This window comes from Roseovarius bejariae (assembly GCF_009669325.1).
Lineage (GTDB): Bacteria > Pseudomonadota > Alphaproteobacteria > Rhodobacterales > Rhodobacteraceae > Roseovarius > Roseovarius bejariae.
The window spans coordinates 106,465-123,741 of record NZ_SZWE01000002.1 but is presented as its reverse complement, the minus strand read 5'-3'; the positions used below and the strand labels follow the sequence as shown (position 1 = coordinate 123,741).

Below are 17,277 nucleotides of genomic sequence, written 5' to 3'. Positions count from 1 at the left end.
CACGGAAATGGAACAAAGCGCCAAGGAGGCAGCGGCCTTTCTCAAGACCGTGGCGCATGAAGGGCGGCTGATGACGCTGTGCCATCTGGGCTCGGGCGAGAAATCGGTGGGCGAGTTGGAAGAACTGCTGGACATGAGGCAAGCCGCGGTCAGCCAGATCCTAGCGCGGCTACGGCAAGAGGGCCGTGTGGCCACCCGCCGCGACGGCAAGACGATCTACTACCGTCTGGCCGACGACAAGACCCGCGAGTTGATCGAACTTTTGTACCGACAATTCTGCGGGTGAGACCACCCTGCCGCCCGAATCCCCCCTAACCCCTTGGTTAACCACGAAAACCCCGGTCTGTATCGCGTCGGTAAAACGTCGGTATCGCGTCGGTATTTTTTTCTGCATCCCGGGGGATTAACAGGGCGTGCGGTGTAAGTTGTACGAAACGTACGTGAGTTTCGTACGGTTTGGCAGGTGCACTAATCAGGCCTTACGGGTTTCTTCGCGAAGGAAATGGTTTTGTGGCAGTTTGCTTTGCGGGACGGGGCTGCTTTCCAGTTCTATTCGCTTTCTATAGCCGCGAGTGTCGGAAGTGCTGCATACAGCATCCTCGTTTCTCTCTCAGACCGGCCCGATAAATCTCGATAAAACCCCCGAGAGCTTGTCACAATGTATCCGGCCAAGTCCACTAGATTGGTCACCGCGTCTGTTAGCTCCAAGAGATCATTAAGTGTTGCTCTCTCCGGCTCAGCCTCTGGCTCGATGTTATGGGCCAATGTGTAGTCTCTCAAAGACCTCAACTTTGAATTTGTACTGTTCCCACGTAATTCTCGATAGGCTGCAATGAAATGTTTTCTAGCCAAGAAGTAGCGATCAAGAGGATACTCGATCCCGATTTCGATCATTCTTGCAGCATGATGCCGCTTAATATCTTGCTCAGTCGGTACGTTCTTAGCCAGCCTGCGGACTGTTATCGTATCACGCCCCGTATCAAGCATCCGAGTATTGAACAGAATTAGTGCGTTAGTAATTTCGCTGTTTCCGAGTAACAAAGCGCGGCCTGACATTGAGCCATCCACGACCCGCATCCAATCATCGTTTTCGATAAGCGCTTTCAGATGCCCTAGGTGTCGAGAATAGTAACTGCACTGTTTATGGAGCTTCTCATAGAGGTCAGCAAACTCATCCATCACATCGGCCTTTTTCCGTCAATCCAACGTCAGAAATCTCAGCTATTCAAATCGACAAAGCCTCAAGCTGCAACGTTGATGGTGAAAGTAAGGGATCACACCCGCCGTTTGCTATTCCCACGAAGGAAGCGAGCTTGTGATCCGATCCCGCACCGACCATAGCCTCTCCCCTTCTCAGGACGCACTCGGTACCCCTTTGCGGGCGTCTTTGCGAAGTGCGCAGCGATGAGCGCTATGGCAACGTCCCCAACCACATCCAGACCGTCAGGATCGAGACCGCCGTTGCGATCAGCACCGCCGAGGCCGCCACGCGGCGGGCGCGTCCGTACATGTTGGCGAAGATATAGGTGTTGATCCCCGGGGCCATGGCGCCCGTGAGGATGGCGGAGCGGTAGGCCTCGGTCGACAGCCCCAAGCCCCGGCCAAGCAGGCTTGTCACCAGCGGGTGGGCCAGAAGCGCCACGGCGCAGACATACAGCACGATGCGCAAATCCCCTTCGGGGCGGTATTGCACCAGCACCCCGCCCAATCCGAAAAGTGCCGCGGGCAGTGCTGCGCGCACCATCAATTCCAGCCCGTCATTCAGGATACCGGGCACCGGCAGGCCGGTGAGGTTGACGACAAACCCCGCCGCGATGCCAATGATGAGCGCATTGGAGAACATCGCCTTGAGGACCTTGCCCACCAGCGCCCGCCCCGGCGTGCCGCGTGCGCGCAGCACCTCCATCACGGTGATGCCGATGCCGTAGCAGAAGGGCGAATGCACCGCGATGATGGCGTAGTTGGCCTCAAGCGCATCGGCACCATAGGCGCGTTCGGTGATCGGCAGGCCGAGAAGCACCGAGTTGGAAAACAGGCAGCAAAAACCGATGGCGACGCAATCTTCCCAATCGCGCCCGAAGATGAAGCGCGCGCCGAAGAGGCCCAGAAGAAAGCCGGTCAGCGCGCCGGTATAGAAGCTGAGCAATAGCCGCCAGTCGAAGTGCTGCTGAAGGTCCAGCCGGGCGATAGCGGTGAACAGAAGGCAGGGAATGGCGAAATTCTGGGTGAATTTCATCAGCCCATCGACCCCGGCCTGCGAAAACCATCCGCGCCAGACCGCCAGATAGCCAAAGCCTATGACCACGAAAACCGGAAGGATGACCTCGATCAGTGCCTGCATCGCGGTCAGGCCGGGAAGGTCAGGGTCATGCCGTCATAGGCGGGGGTGATGTGATCTGGGGTTTCCTCGACCAGCGTCTGGTAGTCCATGTCGATATGCATGTTGGTCAGCACCGCGCGTTTCGGCGCGGCGCGGGCGATCCATTCCAGCGACTGTTCAAGGTGCGAATGGGTGGGATGCGGGGTGCGGCGCAGGGCGTCGAGAATCCAACACTCCAGCCCCTCCAGCACAGGCCAGACATCCTTGGGGATTTGCGCGACATCCGGCAGGTAGGCCACGCCGTTCACCTTGAAGCCCAGCGCCTCGATCGAGCCGTGGTTGACCTCAAACGGGGTCAGCGTCACCGGCCCGCCCGCGCCGTCGATGGTCACGTCGCCATCAATGGTGTGCATGTCGAGGATGGGGGGATAGGGGCTGTCTTCGGGTTGGATGAAGGCATAACCGAAACGCGCGTAAAGCGCGTTTTGCGTGTCGCCGTCGGCCCAGACCGGCAGGCGTTGTTTCATGTTGAAAACGATCATCCGCAGATCGTCGAGGCCGTGGACGTGGTCGGCGTGGCTGTGGGTGTAAAGCACCGCGTCCAACTCCCCCACCCCTGCATCGAGCAATTGCGACCGCAGGTCGGGCGAGGTGTCGATCAGAACACGGGTGATCCCCCCCTCCCCCTCGCGCTCGATCAGAAGCGAACAGCGGCGGCGGTAGTTGCGGGGGTTTTCCGGGTCGCAATCGCCCCAGTTGCCGCCCAGACGTGGCACACCGCCCGAGGAGCCACAGCCAAGGATGGTAAAGCGTATTTCCCCCATCAGGCCGCGGCCTCGTGTTGTGCGACCTTCCAGAAAAGGCGATCAAAGTTGGCTTGGGTTTGCGCGGCGAAATCGGGCCAGTCCATGCCGAACACCTCGGCGCCTTTTCGGGCGGTGTGCACGGTATAGGCCGGTTCGTTCCGTTTGCCGCGATAGGGCGGCGGGGCCAGATAGGGCGCATCGGTTTCGACAAGGATGCGGTCCACCGGGGCCTGTGCGAAAATCTCGCGCAGGTCGGTGGATTTGGGGAAGGCGGCGATGCCCGACATCGAGAGGTAAAACCCAAGGTCGATGGCGGTTTTGGCCAGCTCCGCGCCCGACGAAAAGCAGTGCATGACGCAGGAATAAGGCTTGGCCTTGTAGCCTTCGGTCAGGATGCGCGCCATGTCCTCATCCGCCGCGCGGGCGTGAATGATGAGCGGCAGGCCGGTTTCCTGCGCCGCTTCGATATGTACCCGGAGGCTTTGTTTCTGCACCTCGGCGCTGTCGGCGGTGTAGTGGTAATCAAGGCCCGTTTCGCCGATACCCACGAACTTGGGGTGTTCGGCCAGCTTCACCAGTTCCTCGACGGTCGCCATGGGTTCGTCCGCCGCACTCATCGGGTGGGTGCCAGCGGCGTAGAACACCGGCGCGTAGTCCTCGGCGATGGCCCGCACCTGTGGTTCGAGCCGAAGCTTGGTGCAGATCGTCACCATGCGGGTCACCCCCGCCTCAAGCGCGCGGTCGATGACGGCGGGGCGTTCCTCGTCGAAGTCGGGGAAATCGAGGTGGCAGTGGCTGTCGGTGATCTGGATCGTGTCGGTCATGTCGCCCCATGAAAGGCGGGCCGATTACCCCGCCGCGGTTTGCTGAATCTTGAACACGGTATCTAGGACCAGCGCGGCAGGGTCAAGGTTGACCGCCCGGCCATGGCGGCTTCGGGCGCCGACCTCCTGCGCGCAGTCGGCCCAAGCGCGGGCTGCCTGTGGATGTGGGGCCAGACGGGTGAACAACTCCGCCTCGCCCGGGGCGGCCTCGACGCCGGGCACGCCAACTGCACCGCTGCGGGCCAGACGGGACAGGAAGAGGTCCACCAGCCAGATCAGCAGGTCGAGCTTATCTTCGGCCCCGCGCGTTGCCGCCGCCTCGGCCAGTTTGAGGGCGCGGGCGCGGTCGGGGCGCGGAAGGCCCTGAAAGATCGCCACCAGTTCGGCGTAGATTTGCAGGCCGCCAAGGTTGATCAGGCGTACGGCCTCGCCCACGGAGCCACCCGAAAGCTCGGCCAGCGCCGCGGTATCTGCGCCGGGGTCCACGCCGGCCTGCGCCAGGGCCTCGGCCATGTCCTCGGGGCTGAGCGCGGAAAGCCGCAATTCGCGACAGCGCGATCGGATCGTGGGCAAAAGGCGCGAGGGCTGGTGACTGACCAACAGAAGCGTGGTGCGCGCGGGCGGCTCTTCGAGCATTTTCAGAAGGGCGTTGGCGGCTTGGGTGTTCATCTCGTCGGCGGCATCGACGATCACCACGCGCCGCCCGCCCTCGGTGGAACTGAGGTGAATGAAGCGGGCGAGGCCGCGGATTTCACTGACGCGGATGTCTTGCGAAAACTTGCCTTCCTCGAAGTTCTTTTCGCGGTCACGGTCGGAACTGCCCGCGCCGCCGCGGCGCACAAGGAAAAGCCCGGGGTCCGAACCTGCCATGATCCGACGGGCGACGGGATGCTCGGGGTCGATGTCCAGCGTGGTGGGCTGTGGCGGCGCATCGCCGAAAAGCCCGCCGTCGTCTTCGAGCGGCGTGGCCAGAAGGAAGCGCGCGATGCGCCACGCCAGCGTGGCCTTGCCCACCCCACGCGGCCCGGTGATCAGCCAGCCATGGTGCAAACGGCCCGTGTTGAAGGCCTCCAAGAAGCCCTGCTCTGCCGCGCCCTGCCCGATCAGGCGCAGGGTCTCGCGCGGGTGCGGCGCGCCTTCGATACGGTCGGGAAGCGGGGTGCCTGCATCGCTCATGCCAGCCACTCCGTCACGCGGGCCGTGACATCGGCGGTGACATCATCCATGGCGCGCGCCCCGTCGATGGTGACGAAGCGGTCCGGGAACTCTGCCGCGAGGTCCAGAAACCCGGCGCGCATCTTGGCCTGAAGATCGTTGCCGAAGGATTCGAACCGCTCTTCCCCGCCATTGCGGGAAAGGGCACGGGCCAAACCCGTTTCGGGGTCCATGTCGATCAGCACGGTAAGGTCAGGCTCCTGCCCGATCATCAGGTCGTGCAATTGATCGACCAGCACGCGCAGGCCCGCGCGGCGCAATCCCTGATACATCCGGGTGCTATCGGCGAAGCGGTCGCAGATCACGATCTGCCCGGCCTCAAGCGCGGGCCGGATGGTGCGTTCCAGATGATCGCGGCGGGCTGCGGTGAACAAAAGCAGTTCGGTTTCGGGTGACCAGCGGTCCGGCTCACCCTCAAGGACAAGCGCGCGGATGTCCTCGGCCCCGGGGCTGCCGCCCGGTTCGCGGGTCAGGACAACGGAATGCCCAAGCCCTTCCAGATGCGCGGCCAAGCGCCGGGCTTGGGTGGATTTGCCAGACCCGTCGATGCCTTCGAAACTGATGAACCGTCCCGGCCCGCTCAAAGCGTGCCCTCGGACCCTTCGCGCAACCGCGTCAGCAGGTGTTCGGAAACCGTCCGCAGCCGCGCCATGAAGCCGCCCCGCGGCACATCCCGCACGGCGACCAGAGGCACCCGGGTTTCCGGCAACTCACCGGGGGCGAAAACCAGCTCTCCCAGTTCGTCACCCTTGGAAATCGGTGCATGCAAAGGGCCGTGATAGACCACCTCGGCCTCGATCCTGTCACCGCCGAGCACGGGCACCAGCGTGACGACATCCTGCGCGGGTGTCAGGCCGACACTGGTGGCATCCCCCATCCAGACATCGGCGCGGGCGACTTCGCTTCCGGCGCTGACAATGGGTTTTTCCACGAACTGCCGGAACGCCCAGTTGACGATGCTTTCGGCCTCTTCCGCGCGGGCACGGGTGCTATCCAGCCCCGAAACCACGAAAACGATCCGCCGGTTGCCTTGCTTGGCCGATCCGGTCAGGCCATAGCCCGCCTCTTGCGTGTGGCCGGTTTTCAAACCGTCGGCCCCGATACCAAGGCCCAGAAGCGGATTGCGGTTGTGAATGTTCTGTGGCGCCCGCCCGTCAAAGGCAAACTCCTTTTCCGCGAACATCGGGTAGAAGCCGGGGAAATCCTCGATCAAGTGGCGCGCCAGCAGCGCGAGGTCACGCATGCTCATCCGGTGGCCGGCGGCGGGCCAGCCGTTCGAATTGGCGAAGGTGGAATTGGTCATGCCCATCTGCCGCGCGCGTTGGGTCATGAACCGGGCAAAGCCCGCTTCGGTGCCGTCCGGACTCAGTGCTTCGGCGATGACGGCGCAGGCATCGTTGCCCGACAGCACGATGATCCCGCGCAGCAAATCCTCGACGCGCACCCGGTCGGTGGTGTCGAGAAACATGGTCGAACCACCATAGCTCATGGCGTGGCGCGACACCGGCAGACGCTCATCCAGCGTCAGGCGCCCGTCGCGAATGGCCTCGAAGGCCACGTAGAGTGTCATCAGCTTGGACATCGAGGCCGGTGGCAAGGGCTGATCCGCGTTCTTGCTCAGAAGCACCGTGCCGGTGGTGATATCCATGACGAAAGCCGCCTTGGCGCGGGTTTCGAAGGCCTGCGCGGGCATCGCCAGCAGGATGGTCAATAGCACCGCGGCCCAAAGTCGAAAGATGCGGATCATTTTGGATCAGCCCTCAGTTCGTGACGGGATAGGCATCGTCAAAGCCCACCCCCTTGATCTTTTTCAACAGGACGGAGCGTTCGGATTTCGACGCCGCCGGTCCGACGATCACCCGCCAGAATGCCTTGCCTTTCGAGCTTTGCTCTTTCACCACCGGCACCATGCCCGCCTGACGCATGGCGGTGGCGGTATTCCGGGCATTCTGTTCGACGCTGAAAATACCGATCTGGATATAGGGTTTTTCAAGCGACGATCCGGTAGGCCGTGGTTTGGGCGCAGGTTTCGGCGCGGTTGCCGCGGGCTGAATTTCACCCGCGCTTTCCACATCGTCCAGTGCCGCCGCGGCCCCGGCCACGGGATCGACCGGGTCAAGCGTGCTTTCCTCGACTGCATCCGGCGCACCCAAGTCATCGGTCGCAGCCGGCTCGGCCGGGGCCGCCGCCGGATCGGGGGCTTCCTCGCGGCGCAGCGCGGTCACGTTCAATTGGGCCGGCGCACCGGCCAGCATCCCCAAGGCCGCCGCGGCATCGGACGAAACCTGCAAGATCGGGCCGGGGTTTTCACGTTCGCGACGGAACAAGGCCCCGATCACGAACTTGGAATTCTCGTTGTTGCGGATGATCACCCGCTCGGGTTCTTTCACATCCGGGTGCGCCACCCAGACCCCGCCAAGCGAGGGGCGGCCATCCCAAAGCCCCATATCGGTGACCTGGAACACATCCGGTGCCTCGACATCCCGCTCGACCAGCTTGACCGAGGAGGTCTCGGCCGCCGCGAGACTGTCCTGCCCCGCAGAACCGCCCGCCGTGAATGGATTGGTGAATTGCCCTGTCTCATCACATGCCGTGAGAAACAGCGCCCCTGCACTGATCACGGCGATGCGCCATAGACCGCACCGATTGCCGAACCCTTGACCTGTCATGCCTCATCCCTTGCCTGTCACACACGCTGTTATTGCGCGATGCCGGTTTCCCCGACTTTTGTTCCGAACCCCGTGGGAAGCCCACTCGGGCATCATCCTAACGCCTTGCGCGTCACAAGAAAAGTCCGGCCATACGCCTTCGGCGGATTTCCACATCTGGCATCTTTCAGAATCGCAATCGCCGGTGTAGAGCAAGCAGACCGGAGGAGTGGCAGAGTGGTCGAATGCACCGGTCTTGAAAACCGGCGTGCGTGAAAGCGTACCGTGGGTTCGAATCCCACCTCCTCCGCCACGACACGCAAATCAAAATTTATTATGTAGCTGTTTTAAAGACCACCTACAGCTTCGAGCTTACCGCTCAAATGGCCGACGTGACGGGCGCGCCATGGTCACGCCCGCCGCAAGTAGGATCTCAGGGCGTGAACATCCCCTGGTATTGGTCACGCAGGACATTCTTTTGAACCTTGCCCATCGTATTGCGTGGGAGTTCGTCCAGGATGACCAGTTTGCGGGGGTGCTTGAACCGGGCCAGCGCACCGCTGACCGCCTCCATCATCGCGTCGGTGTCGGGCGACGCCCCCTTTTCGGGCACGATGACCCCCACCACGGTTTCCCCGAAGTCGGGATGCGGCACGCCGATCACCGCGCTTTCCAGAACGCCGGGCTGGTCGTCCAGAACCAGTTCGATCTCCTTGGGATAGATGTTGTAACCGCCCGAGATGATCAGGTCCTTGTTGCGGCCAACGATATGGACATAGCCATCCTCGTCGACCTTGCCCAGATCGCCGGTGATGAAGAACCCATCCTCGCGCAGTTCGGCGGCGGTTTTCTCGGGCATCTGCCAGTAGCCCTTGAACACATTCGGCCCACGCACCTCGATCTGGCCGACCTCTCCGTCGGCCAAAGTCTCTCCGGTCTCGGGATCGGTGACCTTGAGTTCGACCCCCGGCAGCGGGAAGCCCACCGTTCCGGCGCGGCGTTCGCCGTCATAGGGGTTCGAGGTGTTCATGTTGGTTTCGGTCATGCCATAGCGTTCAAGGATGCGATGGCCTGTCCGCGCCTCGAACTGAACATGGGTTTCCGCCAGAAGCGGGGCAGACCCGGAGACGAACAACCGCATGTGCCGGGTCAGGTCCCCGGTGAACCTGTCGTCGTCCAGCAGCCGGGTATAGAAGGTCGGGACCCCCATCATGGCAGTCGCCTCGGGCATCCGGGCGATGATCTGGTCCAGATCGAATTTCGGCATGAAGATCATGCTGCTGCCCGCCGCCAGCGTGATATTGGTCGCCACGAACAGGCCGTGGGTATGGAAAATCGGCAAGGCGTGCAAAAGGACATCCTCCGCCGTGAACCGCCACTCCCTGACAAGGGTCTGCGCATTCGACAGCAGGTTGTTCTGAGTCAGCATCGCCCCTTTCGAGCGGCCAGTCGTGCCCGAGGTATAGAGGAACGCCGCAAGGTCCTCGCCGTTGCGCTCGACGGTGGGAAAGCTGTTGGGCATGGCTCTGGCCTGATCGGTCAGGGTGCCGCTGCCATCGGCGTTCAGGGTTTCGACCTTCGCCCCCAGCTTGCCGGCCATGTCGGACAGCTCGCCCTCTCTGGCGCCGTCGCAAACGATCAGGGAGGCGCCGCTGTTCTCGATGAAATAGCTTAGCTCATCCACGGTATAGGCGGTGTTGAGTGGCAAAAAGACCAGCCCCGCCTGCGCGCAGGCGGCATAGAGCGCCAGGGCCTCGGGGGATTTTTGCACCTGAACGGCCACGCGGTCTCCGGGGGTCAGACCGATTTGCGTCATGACGTTGGCGATCTGGGCGCTCGTCGCGAGAAAGTCCTGATGCGTGATGGTCTGCCCGTCCGGCAGGTGCAGGAAAGGCGTGGTTTTTCCGGCATGGATACCGAAGAGACCATCATAAAGAGGATTAACCATGGGATTACCTTTCTTCGGTCGATGGCAAGGCCGCGGGCCCGGCCAGTGCTTTGATCTCGGGCGCGGCGACGACTTCGCGCGTGTTGGCGAATATTTCGTGATTTTGGGCGACCTGTGCAAGGTCATAGAGGTAGTTCACCATGGTGCCACCCGATTGGGCACGGCCCTTGTCAGAGGTGTCGGCATCCGCGTGAACGGCATGGACAACCGCCCCGTTGCCCAGATGAAAGCGCGCCACCGGATCGAAGGGCAACCCGTTGTCGCGCTTGGCATACAGCAGGTAATGTGCCGCCAGCGCCTTCATCGTCTCGGGGTTCGCGATGTCCCATGCAAGCCGCTCCTGTTTCAGCCACTTGGTCAGCCCGGGAATGGGCGAGAGGGTCACGAAGGTTTCCAGGCCGGGCAATTCCGCGGCCAGATCCGCCGCGACCTGTTTGATCAGGGAATTGCCGAAGGAAATGCTCGCCAGCCCCGACTGACAGTTGGAGATCGAGTAAAAGACGGCCGTGTCGGCCTCCTCCGTCGGCATGGCCGCGCGATCCCCGGCCAGAAGCGCCTGAACCGAGCCGGGAACGCCCTTGGTCAGGGCCACCTCGACAAAGATCAATGGCTCATCCGGCATGGCCGGGTGAAAGAACGCAAAGCAGCGGCGATCCTTGGGTTGCAACCTGCGCCGCAGGTCATCCCAGCTATCAATCGCGTGGACCGCTTCGTAGGCGATGATCTTTTCGAGGATATGGGCCGGGCTTTCCCAGTTGATCGGGCGCAACACAAGGAAGCCGCGATTGAACCACGACGCGAACAGGTGCCGGAAATCGAGGTCCAGCGCCTGAAGCTCGGGCTCCTGTCCGCCCAAGCGCAGCAGGTCGGCCCGCATCTTGACCAGGGCGCCGGTGGCCCCGGGAACCTGGTTCAGGCGGCGAATCAACTCCTGCCGGGCGGGTTCGGCGGCCTCCATGAAGGCCCGGTAGCTGTGCTTGGAGGGGCTGCGCTCGTAGTCGTCGAGCGTGGTACGCACCGCTTCGGGGTCGATGTTCATCGTGGTGGCGATGTCGTGAAAGAAGGACAGCTTGTCATCGTCGTCCAGCTCGGCGAAGCGCGACAGGATTTCGCGCGCCAGCGCCAGTCCCGATGTCTCCCCCGCCGACCCCACCAGAGCATCGGCCATCTCGGTCAGCGGGCGGCCATCGACGGCGGCCTGCGGTGTCTCACGGCGATAGCGCCGCTCGAACACGGTAGACAAAAGATCAGCAAGCAAGGTCATAGCGCACCCCCCATGACGACATTTGGCAACCATGTGGCCAGCCCCGGGAACAGGCAGAGAAGGACGATGGCAATCACCATGCACGCCACGAAGGGCAAGGAGCCGGTCAGGATCGTCCTGAGCGAAATATCCGGCGCAATGCCATTGATCACGTAAAGGTTCAGGCCCACCGGCGGCGAGATCAGGCCGATCTCCATGTTGATTGTCAGCACAACGGCGAACCAGATCGGGTCAAACCCGGCAGTGGTGATGATCGGCAGAAGGATGGGCGCCGCCATCAGGATGACGGCGACAGGCGGCAGAAAGAACCCGGCGATCAGCAGGAAGATATTGACCGCCCCCATCAGCACCCAACGGTTCACATCCAGCGTCCCGATCCATTCGGCAATCGACTGGGTGATGAAGAGCGACGAAAGCATATAGGAAAAGACACCGGCGGCGGCGATGATGAACAGGATCATCACGCTTTCCTTGGTGCTGTCGCGCAGCACGACCCACAGTGCCCTCGGGTGCCAAAGCTTGTAGATGATCATGGCGATCAGCAGGCACAGGAGCGCACCGACAGCCGCCGTTTCCGAGGGCGTGGCAACGCCGCCGTACATGGCATAGAGCACGCCCAGGATGATCAGCAGGAAAGGCAGAACGCGCGGCAGAATCTCGAACCGCTCGGCCCAGCTGTAATTCCCGGCGCTGAGCAATGCCGCGTCACCCGACCGCCATGTCGAGAAAAGCGACCAGGCCATGAACAGCCCCACCAACATCAGGCCCGGGATCACACCCGCCAGAAACAACCGGCCAATCGAGCTTTCCGTGGCGATGCCATAGACGATCATGGTGACCGATGGCGGGATCAGGATGCCCAGCGTGCCACCCGCCGCGATGGAACCCGCCGCGACCCCATCGGGATAGCCACGCTTGCGCATTTCCGGAATGCCCATCTTGCCGATGGCCGCACAGGTGGCGGGCGAGGAGCCGGACATCGCCGCGAACAGCGCACAGGCCCCGAGATTGGAAACCACAAGACCACCGGGCACCCGTGTCAGCCAGCGCTCCAGCGCCTCGTAAAGGTCGGCGCCGGCACGGGTGGAGGCGATGGAGGCCCCCATGATGATGAACATCGGAATCGACAGCAGGGCAAAGTTATCGAGCTTGCCGAACAGGATTTCGGGCATCAACTCAAGTGAGCGGGGACCGTCGAATATGACGAGGAACCCGGCCGAGACGATCAGCAGGCCGATGGCCACCGAAACGCCGGAGAAGAGAACGAGGATGGTGACGATCGCCACGATCCCACCGAGCAAGAGCGGATCCATGGTGATTACTCCAGACCAAAGGGTTTATCGACGCGCGTGAGAACAGCGACCAGATCGGCGACGAGTTGCAGAAGAAGCAGGCCGAATCCCACCGGGATCGACAGATAGGGAATCCAAAGGCGCACGCCCCAGATCGTGTCGGAGCGCCAGCCCCGGTCCCAGGCGAAATGCCAGAATTCATAACCGTAAAAGAGCATCACGCCGACGATGATGATCGACAGGACCGCCGTCAGGATCGCCATGGCGAAACGCGCACGCGGCGCAAGGGAAATCGGGATCAGGTCCACGTTCACATGGCCCCGCAGGCGTTGCACATAGGGCAACCCGATAAGCGTGGCTGCGATGACAAGATAGATCACGGCCTCGGTCTGCCAGACAGTCGAGCCGTTCAGCACGAACCGCACGACAATCATCTGACAGGTGATCGCCACGGCGGCCACGATCATTCCGGCAGAGCACCACCCCGCCAGAGTGGAAATCGCTGCCACGGCTTTCAGGAAGGGGTTTCCCCCCGTATGCGCAGCACTGGCAGAGCTGTGTCCTCCGGCCATGTTTGCCTCCCTATAGTTCGTCTGGTGTGGAAAGGCGGGGACAGCGCGCGGCTGCCCCCGCCGAAGGGTGTTACTCGACGGCCAGCGCCATATCGAGCAGCGCTTGCCCGTCAGGCACTTCTTCGACGAATTTCGCGTAGGAGGTTTCCTTGGCCAGCTTGCGCCATGCCTCGAAATCCTCGGCGCTCATCTGGGCAATTTCGACCCCGGCGTCCCTGAACACCTCGGCCGAGGCGGCATCCTGTTTCTTGGCTTCTTCAAGGTAATAGGCCTCGGCCTTTTCGGACGCAGCCAGAAGCGCGTTCTGCTGGTCTTCGCTCAGACCTTCGAAGGTGGTCTTGTTCATCAACAGCGGTTGATACATGAACCACAGCGCCACGTCGCCCGCTGGTGTATAGCAGCTGACCTGCTCGTAGATGCGGTAGCTGACGAAGGACGACGACGATGTATTGGCGGCCTGGAGCACGCCGGTCTGCATTGCGTTGTAGATTTCCGATGAGGCCATCGACGCGATCGAGGCCCCGGCCCCGGCCAGCATCTGTTCGAACGATTTGCCAGCGGCCCGGGTTTGCAGGCCCTCCACGTCCTCCGGCGCGGTGATGCACTTGTCCTTGCCGGCAAATCCACCGGCCAGATAGCCATGCACCAGTACCATCACGTCGTCTTCGGCCATCTTCTCCTCGAGCGCTTCCATGAAGGGCGAGTTGGACAGCCGCGCGGCGTGGTCGTGGTTTTTCACGAGGCCCGGCATCAGGGTCAGGTTATAGGCCGGTTGCTGACCACCCGCATAGGACAGCGGCAGAACGGTCATGTCCAACTGTCCGCGGCTGAGCGGCGTGTACTGTTCGCGCGGCTTGAAAAGCGACTTCGACCCGAAGATCTTGATCTCCAGATCGACATCGGCGGCAGCCACCTCATCGGCCACGATCTGTGCCACCTGGTGGCGGATGTCCTTGTTGGACCACTGATGCGACAGGCGCAGTTCCGTGGCGTTGGCCGTAACGCCAACAGCCGCGAGGGCCAGCGCCGCGGCGGTGGTTTTCAGAATAGATTTCATTTGTTCCTCCCTAGAACTCCAGCCCGGCAAGAACCGGGGCTGCCCATAGCCTAGACATGTCATGTATTTTGAGTCAATGTTTTTGTATACAATAATCTTCATATTGAATTTTCACACTTCGGCAGGTAATACAAGACCATGGACAAACGTCGCGCAGACATCATTGCGGAACAGCTCGAAGAGCGGATTTTCGATGGCACCTATCAGGATGGCGATCGTCTGGACGAAGTGCGCCTTGCCAGTCAATTCGGGGTCTCCCGAACGCCACTGCGAGAGGCCCTGCAAAGGCTTGCACGCTCCGGGCTGGTGGAGCTTGTTCCCCGGCGCGGGGCCTTCGTACGTCAGCCCGGCCCCGTGGACCTTATGGAAATGTTCGAAGTCATGGCCGAACTCGAAGCCGCCTGCGGCAGGCTGGCGGCCAGACGGATTTCGGACGAGGCCCTGGCAGACCTGCACAACGCCAACGCCAAGTGCCAGACCGCCGTCGAAGCACATGACCCGGATTCGTACTACGTGGAAAACGAGCGGTTTCACAAGATCATCTACCGCGAATCCGGCAATGGGTTTCTTGAAACGGAAACCGGAAACCTCCACCGGCGTCTGCAACCCTTCCGCCGTCAACAACTCAGGCTGAGGGGCCGCATGGCACAGTCGATGGGCGAACACAGGGCCATTCTGGACGCCCTCGAAAAAGGCGACTCAGAAGCTGCCGCCGACGCATTGCGCGGGCATGTCGCAATCCAGGGCGAGAAATTTCACAACCTGATCGCAACCCTCAAGAGTGCCGCGGAATAACCTTCCAAAGAGGCAGGCCGCGCCGTCAGCAACCTCGGCCAAGGTCGCTGACGGGGACAACACAGCAAACTTGAGATACAGAAGGATCAGGCCCCGTTAATCCCACACCGTGTTTGGCTGGGTCGCGCATCTCGCATCACCTGTCACGGGGCCACCGGGGGCGGCCAAAGGATCAGTCATTATCGCTGAGGCCAGCCCCGGCGCCGCGTTGACGGCTTTCTTCGGTGGCCGGGGCAAAGGTGCGGCGCGCGAACTCTCCCAGCAATGCCCAGCTGTCTGCGCTCACTTCGGCGCGCATGACCGGCTCACGCGGGCCGGTCATTTCGGCGGGCGCACCGAACACCAGCCGATCGGCATGGGCGGCTTGAAGCTGTGCCAGATCCCCCCGGGTACAAAGCTGTTTGCCGTCGGTCGCCAGGTACGCCCCCTCCCATTCGGCATAAACCGGCACACCAAGACGCAAAGCCGCTCCCCCCATGAAGGGCACTGCCAGAAGCGGCACGCTGACGTTTTCCATGGTGATCTTGCCACGCTCCAGAAGGCGCACCGCACAATCGCTCAACGAGGCACCCGCGATAAGCGGGCTCATTCGCCGCGCAGGCGCGTGCCAGACCTCGGCGCGCAGGGACACCGGCGCGACATCGATGGACGGAACACGATCGTTGAGCTTCAACAGATCTCCCAGCATTTCGATTCCGGGGAAGCCGAACGCCGAAAGCCAGCGCGTACCTTTTGCCGCCTCTTCGGCCAGCCCCCATGACAGGCCGGCCCCTCGGGCGGCCCGTTTGCTCATGGCTTCGATTTCATTCAGGGAATGACTCATGCCTGGCCCTCCTCAAGCTCAGGGAACACCCAATAATCCGCGGTGTCGGCGCTCAACTCCGACGGCAGAGGCGCACCGCCATACATGCAGATACGGACCCATCGGTCTGATCGCGGGTCGAACTGCGTCGCGCCGAAGAAGGACAACTTGCAACGCAGCATGTCGATGGGCAGCATCTGGGCCGAGATCGTGTTGTCGCGTATTTCGGCATAGGGCGCCCGCCCGACGATCTGCGCCCGTCGCAGCATATGGCGGTGTTCGGGGTGGCGAAGAAGGAAATCGGCCACCTTTGCGTCTTCCGGCCAATGCGCCAAGGCACGATAAAGCATCGCGGCATCCCGCCCGGGCGCGAGGGGTTGCTCGTATTCCTCGATCGGTTCCTCGAACCGCTCCCCCATGCGCGGCTCAAGCTTTTCTTCGGAGACATACCAGGCGCGCGCCTTGTTTTCGGGCGCGTGCCAATCAATATCTGTCGCCCAGGAATACACGGACGTCAGTAGCGCCCGAAGGTCTCCCACGCTCATTGCGCCGGAAATACGGAAAGTGGCGGTGTTGTTGGCGGACATTTCCGTGGCAAAGTCATCGACAAGCTCGCCATAGGGCTCAAGGATCAACGAGGCGATCCACTCCTGCCCCTCCAGCGAAAGGGTGTCCTCGCTCCAGCGGTACAGCGCATCCCATGGCCTTGTGGTGTGAAGGCCGGCCTCGTCCAGATAGGCATCCACCTTCGCAACGTCGGCACGCAGCCCGGCAAGCTTGGTGATCTGGATCGGATGCTCGGAATGCCATTTCGCGATACTGATCTTGCTCCGCTCGAACAGTGACTTGAAAAGTTCAATCTCGGCATCGCTCGCCGCCTCAACGGCGCGCACCGACTGAATGGCCTTTTCCCGCGCGGCAACCCAGTTGTTGAAAAGAACCGGATGGTTCAGCAAAAATGGCGCCATCCCAAGCCCGGTCGAATTGCCGATACCCAACGAGCGGGCGATCTCGGGCGCAAGCTGCGCGGCAACGTCCCCGTTCGCGGCGGCACGGCGGTTGGCCATATGCTGCACAAGATCAAGCGTGAACCATCGGGTCAGATAGACCGACAGCATCTCGACCTGGAAGGGAACGCTGAACTCCGGGCGATCCGCGATCATCTCGCGGTCGGCCGCGCCCAACTTGCCCGAACCGTAAACCGCCGTGGTCCGCATAAGATAGCCCACGGCGTCAATCTGATCGCGGTCGGGCTGGCGGCCTTGGGCAAGACTTGAAACCACGTGCTCCCACAGCCGGACAGAGCGGTTGGCACGCGAGACCGACAGTTCCGTCCCGGTCACACGCCCCGCTTCCTGTACTGGGATATTGCGGGAAAGACGCGCGATGTCATCCGCGCTCGGCACGCCGTCGAAAAGCGTGAACGTGGCATCCCACGCCTCTGCAATCACCCGGTCCGAGCGTTTCTCAGGCGGCAAATCATGTGCAAAAGCAATCAGCGAATAGGCGCGCTCGGGGCCATGGGCCGTGTAAACGGCATGACCTTCGCCCAAATCGTTCACCTCGAACCCCGTCCGCTCAAAGCGCCAGCCTTCCCTTGCCAGACGGCGGGTCAGCACACGCATGAATGACAGGCGCGATTGGTGCATGGATCCAAGGCGCGCAAGGCGCATTACGGTTTCGGGGGGTCTGGTGCCGATCTCAGCCATGATCGCCTTGTCCTCTCATTCACAA

The 17,277-nt window shown here is 62.1% G+C and carries 17 protein-coding genes and 1 tRNA gene; 3 read left to right on the top strand and 15 right to left on the bottom strand.

All coding sequences use genetic code 11. The features are described 5' to 3' along the window. The first annotated feature begins 7 nt into the window (after positions 1 to 7). Positions 8 to 286, top strand: a complete 279-nt coding sequence (locus FDP25_RS14555) for an ArsR/SmtB family transcription factor (protein ID WP_154155020.1) — start codon at positions 8 to 10, stop codon at positions 284 to 286. Positions 287 to 549: 263 nt separating this feature from the next. Here the strand turns inward: FDP25_RS14555 and FDP25_RS14550 are convergent, their stop codons facing one another. The 8 genes from FDP25_RS14550 to FDP25_RS14515 form a co-directional block, all read right to left on the bottom strand. Then, on the bottom strand, positions 550 to 1,179 hold the full coding sequence (locus tag FDP25_RS14550) for an AbiU2 domain-containing protein (protein ID WP_154153885.1): 630 nt from the start codon (positions 1,177 to 1,179) through the stop codon (positions 550 to 552). 232 nt (positions 1,180 to 1,411) lie between these two features. Continuing rightward, positions 1,412 to 2,341, bottom strand: coding sequence for an AEC family transporter (locus tag FDP25_RS14545; RefSeq protein WP_154153882.1), 930 nt, complete (start codon positions 2,339 to 2,341; stop codon positions 1,412 to 1,414). A 5-nt stretch (positions 2,342 to 2,346) separates the two neighbouring features. Further along, positions 2,347 to 3,144 (bottom strand): MBL fold metallo-hydrolase, encoded by a 798-nt coding sequence (locus FDP25_RS14540; RefSeq protein ID WP_154153879.1) that lies wholly within the window; start codon positions 3,142 to 3,144, stop codon positions 2,347 to 2,349. Continuing rightward, positions 3,144 to 3,950, bottom strand: coding sequence for a TatD family hydrolase (locus FDP25_RS14535; RefSeq protein ID WP_154153876.1), 807 nt, complete (start codon positions 3,948 to 3,950; stop codon positions 3,144 to 3,146). Before FDP25_RS14535 ends, FDP25_RS14540 begins: the two co-directional genes overlap by 1 nt. A gap of 24 nt (positions 3,951 to 3,974) precedes the next feature. Further along, on the bottom strand, positions 3,975 to 5,126 hold the full coding sequence (locus FDP25_RS14530; protein ID WP_154153874.1) for a DNA polymerase III subunit delta': 1,152 nt from the start codon (positions 5,124 to 5,126) through the stop codon (positions 3,975 to 3,977). Continuing rightward, positions 5,123 to 5,749 carry a dTMP kinase gene (gene tmk, locus FDP25_RS14525; protein ID WP_154153871.1) on the bottom strand — a complete coding sequence of 209 codons (627 nt, stop codon included), beginning with the start codon at positions 5,747 to 5,749 and terminating at the stop codon, positions 5,123 to 5,125. The genes FDP25_RS14530 and tmk overlap by 4 nt, the downstream gene beginning before the upstream one ends. After that, complete coding sequence (locus tag FDP25_RS14520; RefSeq protein ID WP_154153868.1) at positions 5,746 to 6,912, bottom strand: D-alanyl-D-alanine carboxypeptidase family protein; 1,167 nt, start codon at positions 6,910 to 6,912, stop codon at positions 5,746 to 5,748. The genes tmk and FDP25_RS14520 overlap by 4 nt, the downstream gene beginning before the upstream one ends. Positions 6,913 to 6,925: 13 nt before the next feature. Continuing rightward, entirely contained in the window at positions 6,926 to 7,834 is a 909-nt protein-coding gene (locus tag FDP25_RS14515; RefSeq protein WP_154153863.1) for an SPOR domain-containing protein, read from the bottom strand. Positions 7,835 to 8,036: 202 nt separating this feature from the next. Here FDP25_RS14515 and FDP25_RS14510 point away from each other — a divergent pair. After that, positions 8,037 to 8,126: transfer RNA gene (locus FDP25_RS14510), tRNA-Ser, on the top strand. 120 nt (positions 8,127 to 8,246) lie between these two features. Here FDP25_RS14510 and FDP25_RS14505 read toward each other — a convergent pair. From FDP25_RS14505 to dctP, 5 genes are all read right to left on the bottom strand, one after another. Beyond that, on the bottom strand, positions 8,247 to 9,761 hold the full coding sequence (locus tag FDP25_RS14505; RefSeq protein WP_154153860.1) for a malonate--CoA ligase: 1,515 nt from the start codon (positions 9,759 to 9,761) through the stop codon (positions 8,247 to 8,249). 4 nt (positions 9,762 to 9,765) lie between these two features. Continuing rightward, a complete protein-coding gene (locus FDP25_RS14500) occupies positions 9,766 to 11,025 on the bottom strand; it encodes a malonyl-CoA decarboxylase (protein WP_154153857.1) in 1,260 nt (419 codons plus the stop codon). Next, a complete protein-coding gene (locus FDP25_RS14495; RefSeq protein ID WP_154153854.1) occupies positions 11,022 to 12,338 on the bottom strand; it encodes a TRAP transporter large permease in 1,317 nt (438 codons plus the stop codon). Before FDP25_RS14495 ends, FDP25_RS14500 begins: the two co-directional genes overlap by 4 nt. Positions 12,339 to 12,343: 5 nt before the next feature. Then, positions 12,344 to 12,889, bottom strand: coding sequence for a TRAP transporter small permease (locus FDP25_RS14490; RefSeq protein ID WP_154153851.1), 546 nt, complete (start codon positions 12,887 to 12,889; stop codon positions 12,344 to 12,346). A 70-nt stretch (positions 12,890 to 12,959) separates the two neighbouring features. Next, positions 12,960 to 13,946 carry a TRAP transporter substrate-binding protein DctP gene (gene dctP, locus FDP25_RS14485; RefSeq protein ID WP_154153848.1) on the bottom strand — a complete coding sequence of 329 codons (987 nt, stop codon included), beginning with the start codon at positions 13,944 to 13,946 and terminating at the stop codon, positions 12,960 to 12,962. A 138-nt stretch (positions 13,947 to 14,084) separates the two neighbouring features. Between dctP and FDP25_RS14480 the strand changes: the two genes are divergently transcribed. Next, a complete protein-coding gene (locus FDP25_RS14480; protein ID WP_154153845.1) occupies positions 14,085 to 14,741 on the top strand; it encodes a GntR family transcriptional regulator in 657 nt (218 codons plus the stop codon). Positions 14,742 to 14,913: 172 nt separating this feature from the next. Here the strand turns inward: FDP25_RS14480 and FDP25_RS14475 are convergent, their stop codons facing one another. Together FDP25_RS14475 and FDP25_RS14470 are read right to left on the bottom strand one after the other, a co-directional pair. Then, the gene (locus FDP25_RS14475; RefSeq protein ID WP_154153842.1) at positions 14,914 to 15,564 is read right to left on the bottom strand and encodes a DUF3726 domain-containing protein; all 651 of its coding nucleotides are present in this window, start codon (positions 15,562 to 15,564) and stop codon (positions 14,914 to 14,916) included. Beyond that, positions 15,561 to 17,252 carry a hypothetical protein gene (locus tag FDP25_RS14470; RefSeq protein ID WP_154153839.1) on the bottom strand — a complete coding sequence of 564 codons (1,692 nt, stop codon included), beginning with the start codon at positions 17,250 to 17,252 and terminating at the stop codon, positions 15,561 to 15,563. The genes FDP25_RS14475 and FDP25_RS14470 overlap by 4 nt, the downstream gene beginning before the upstream one ends. Positions 17,253 to 17,277 lie beyond the last annotated feature (25 nt).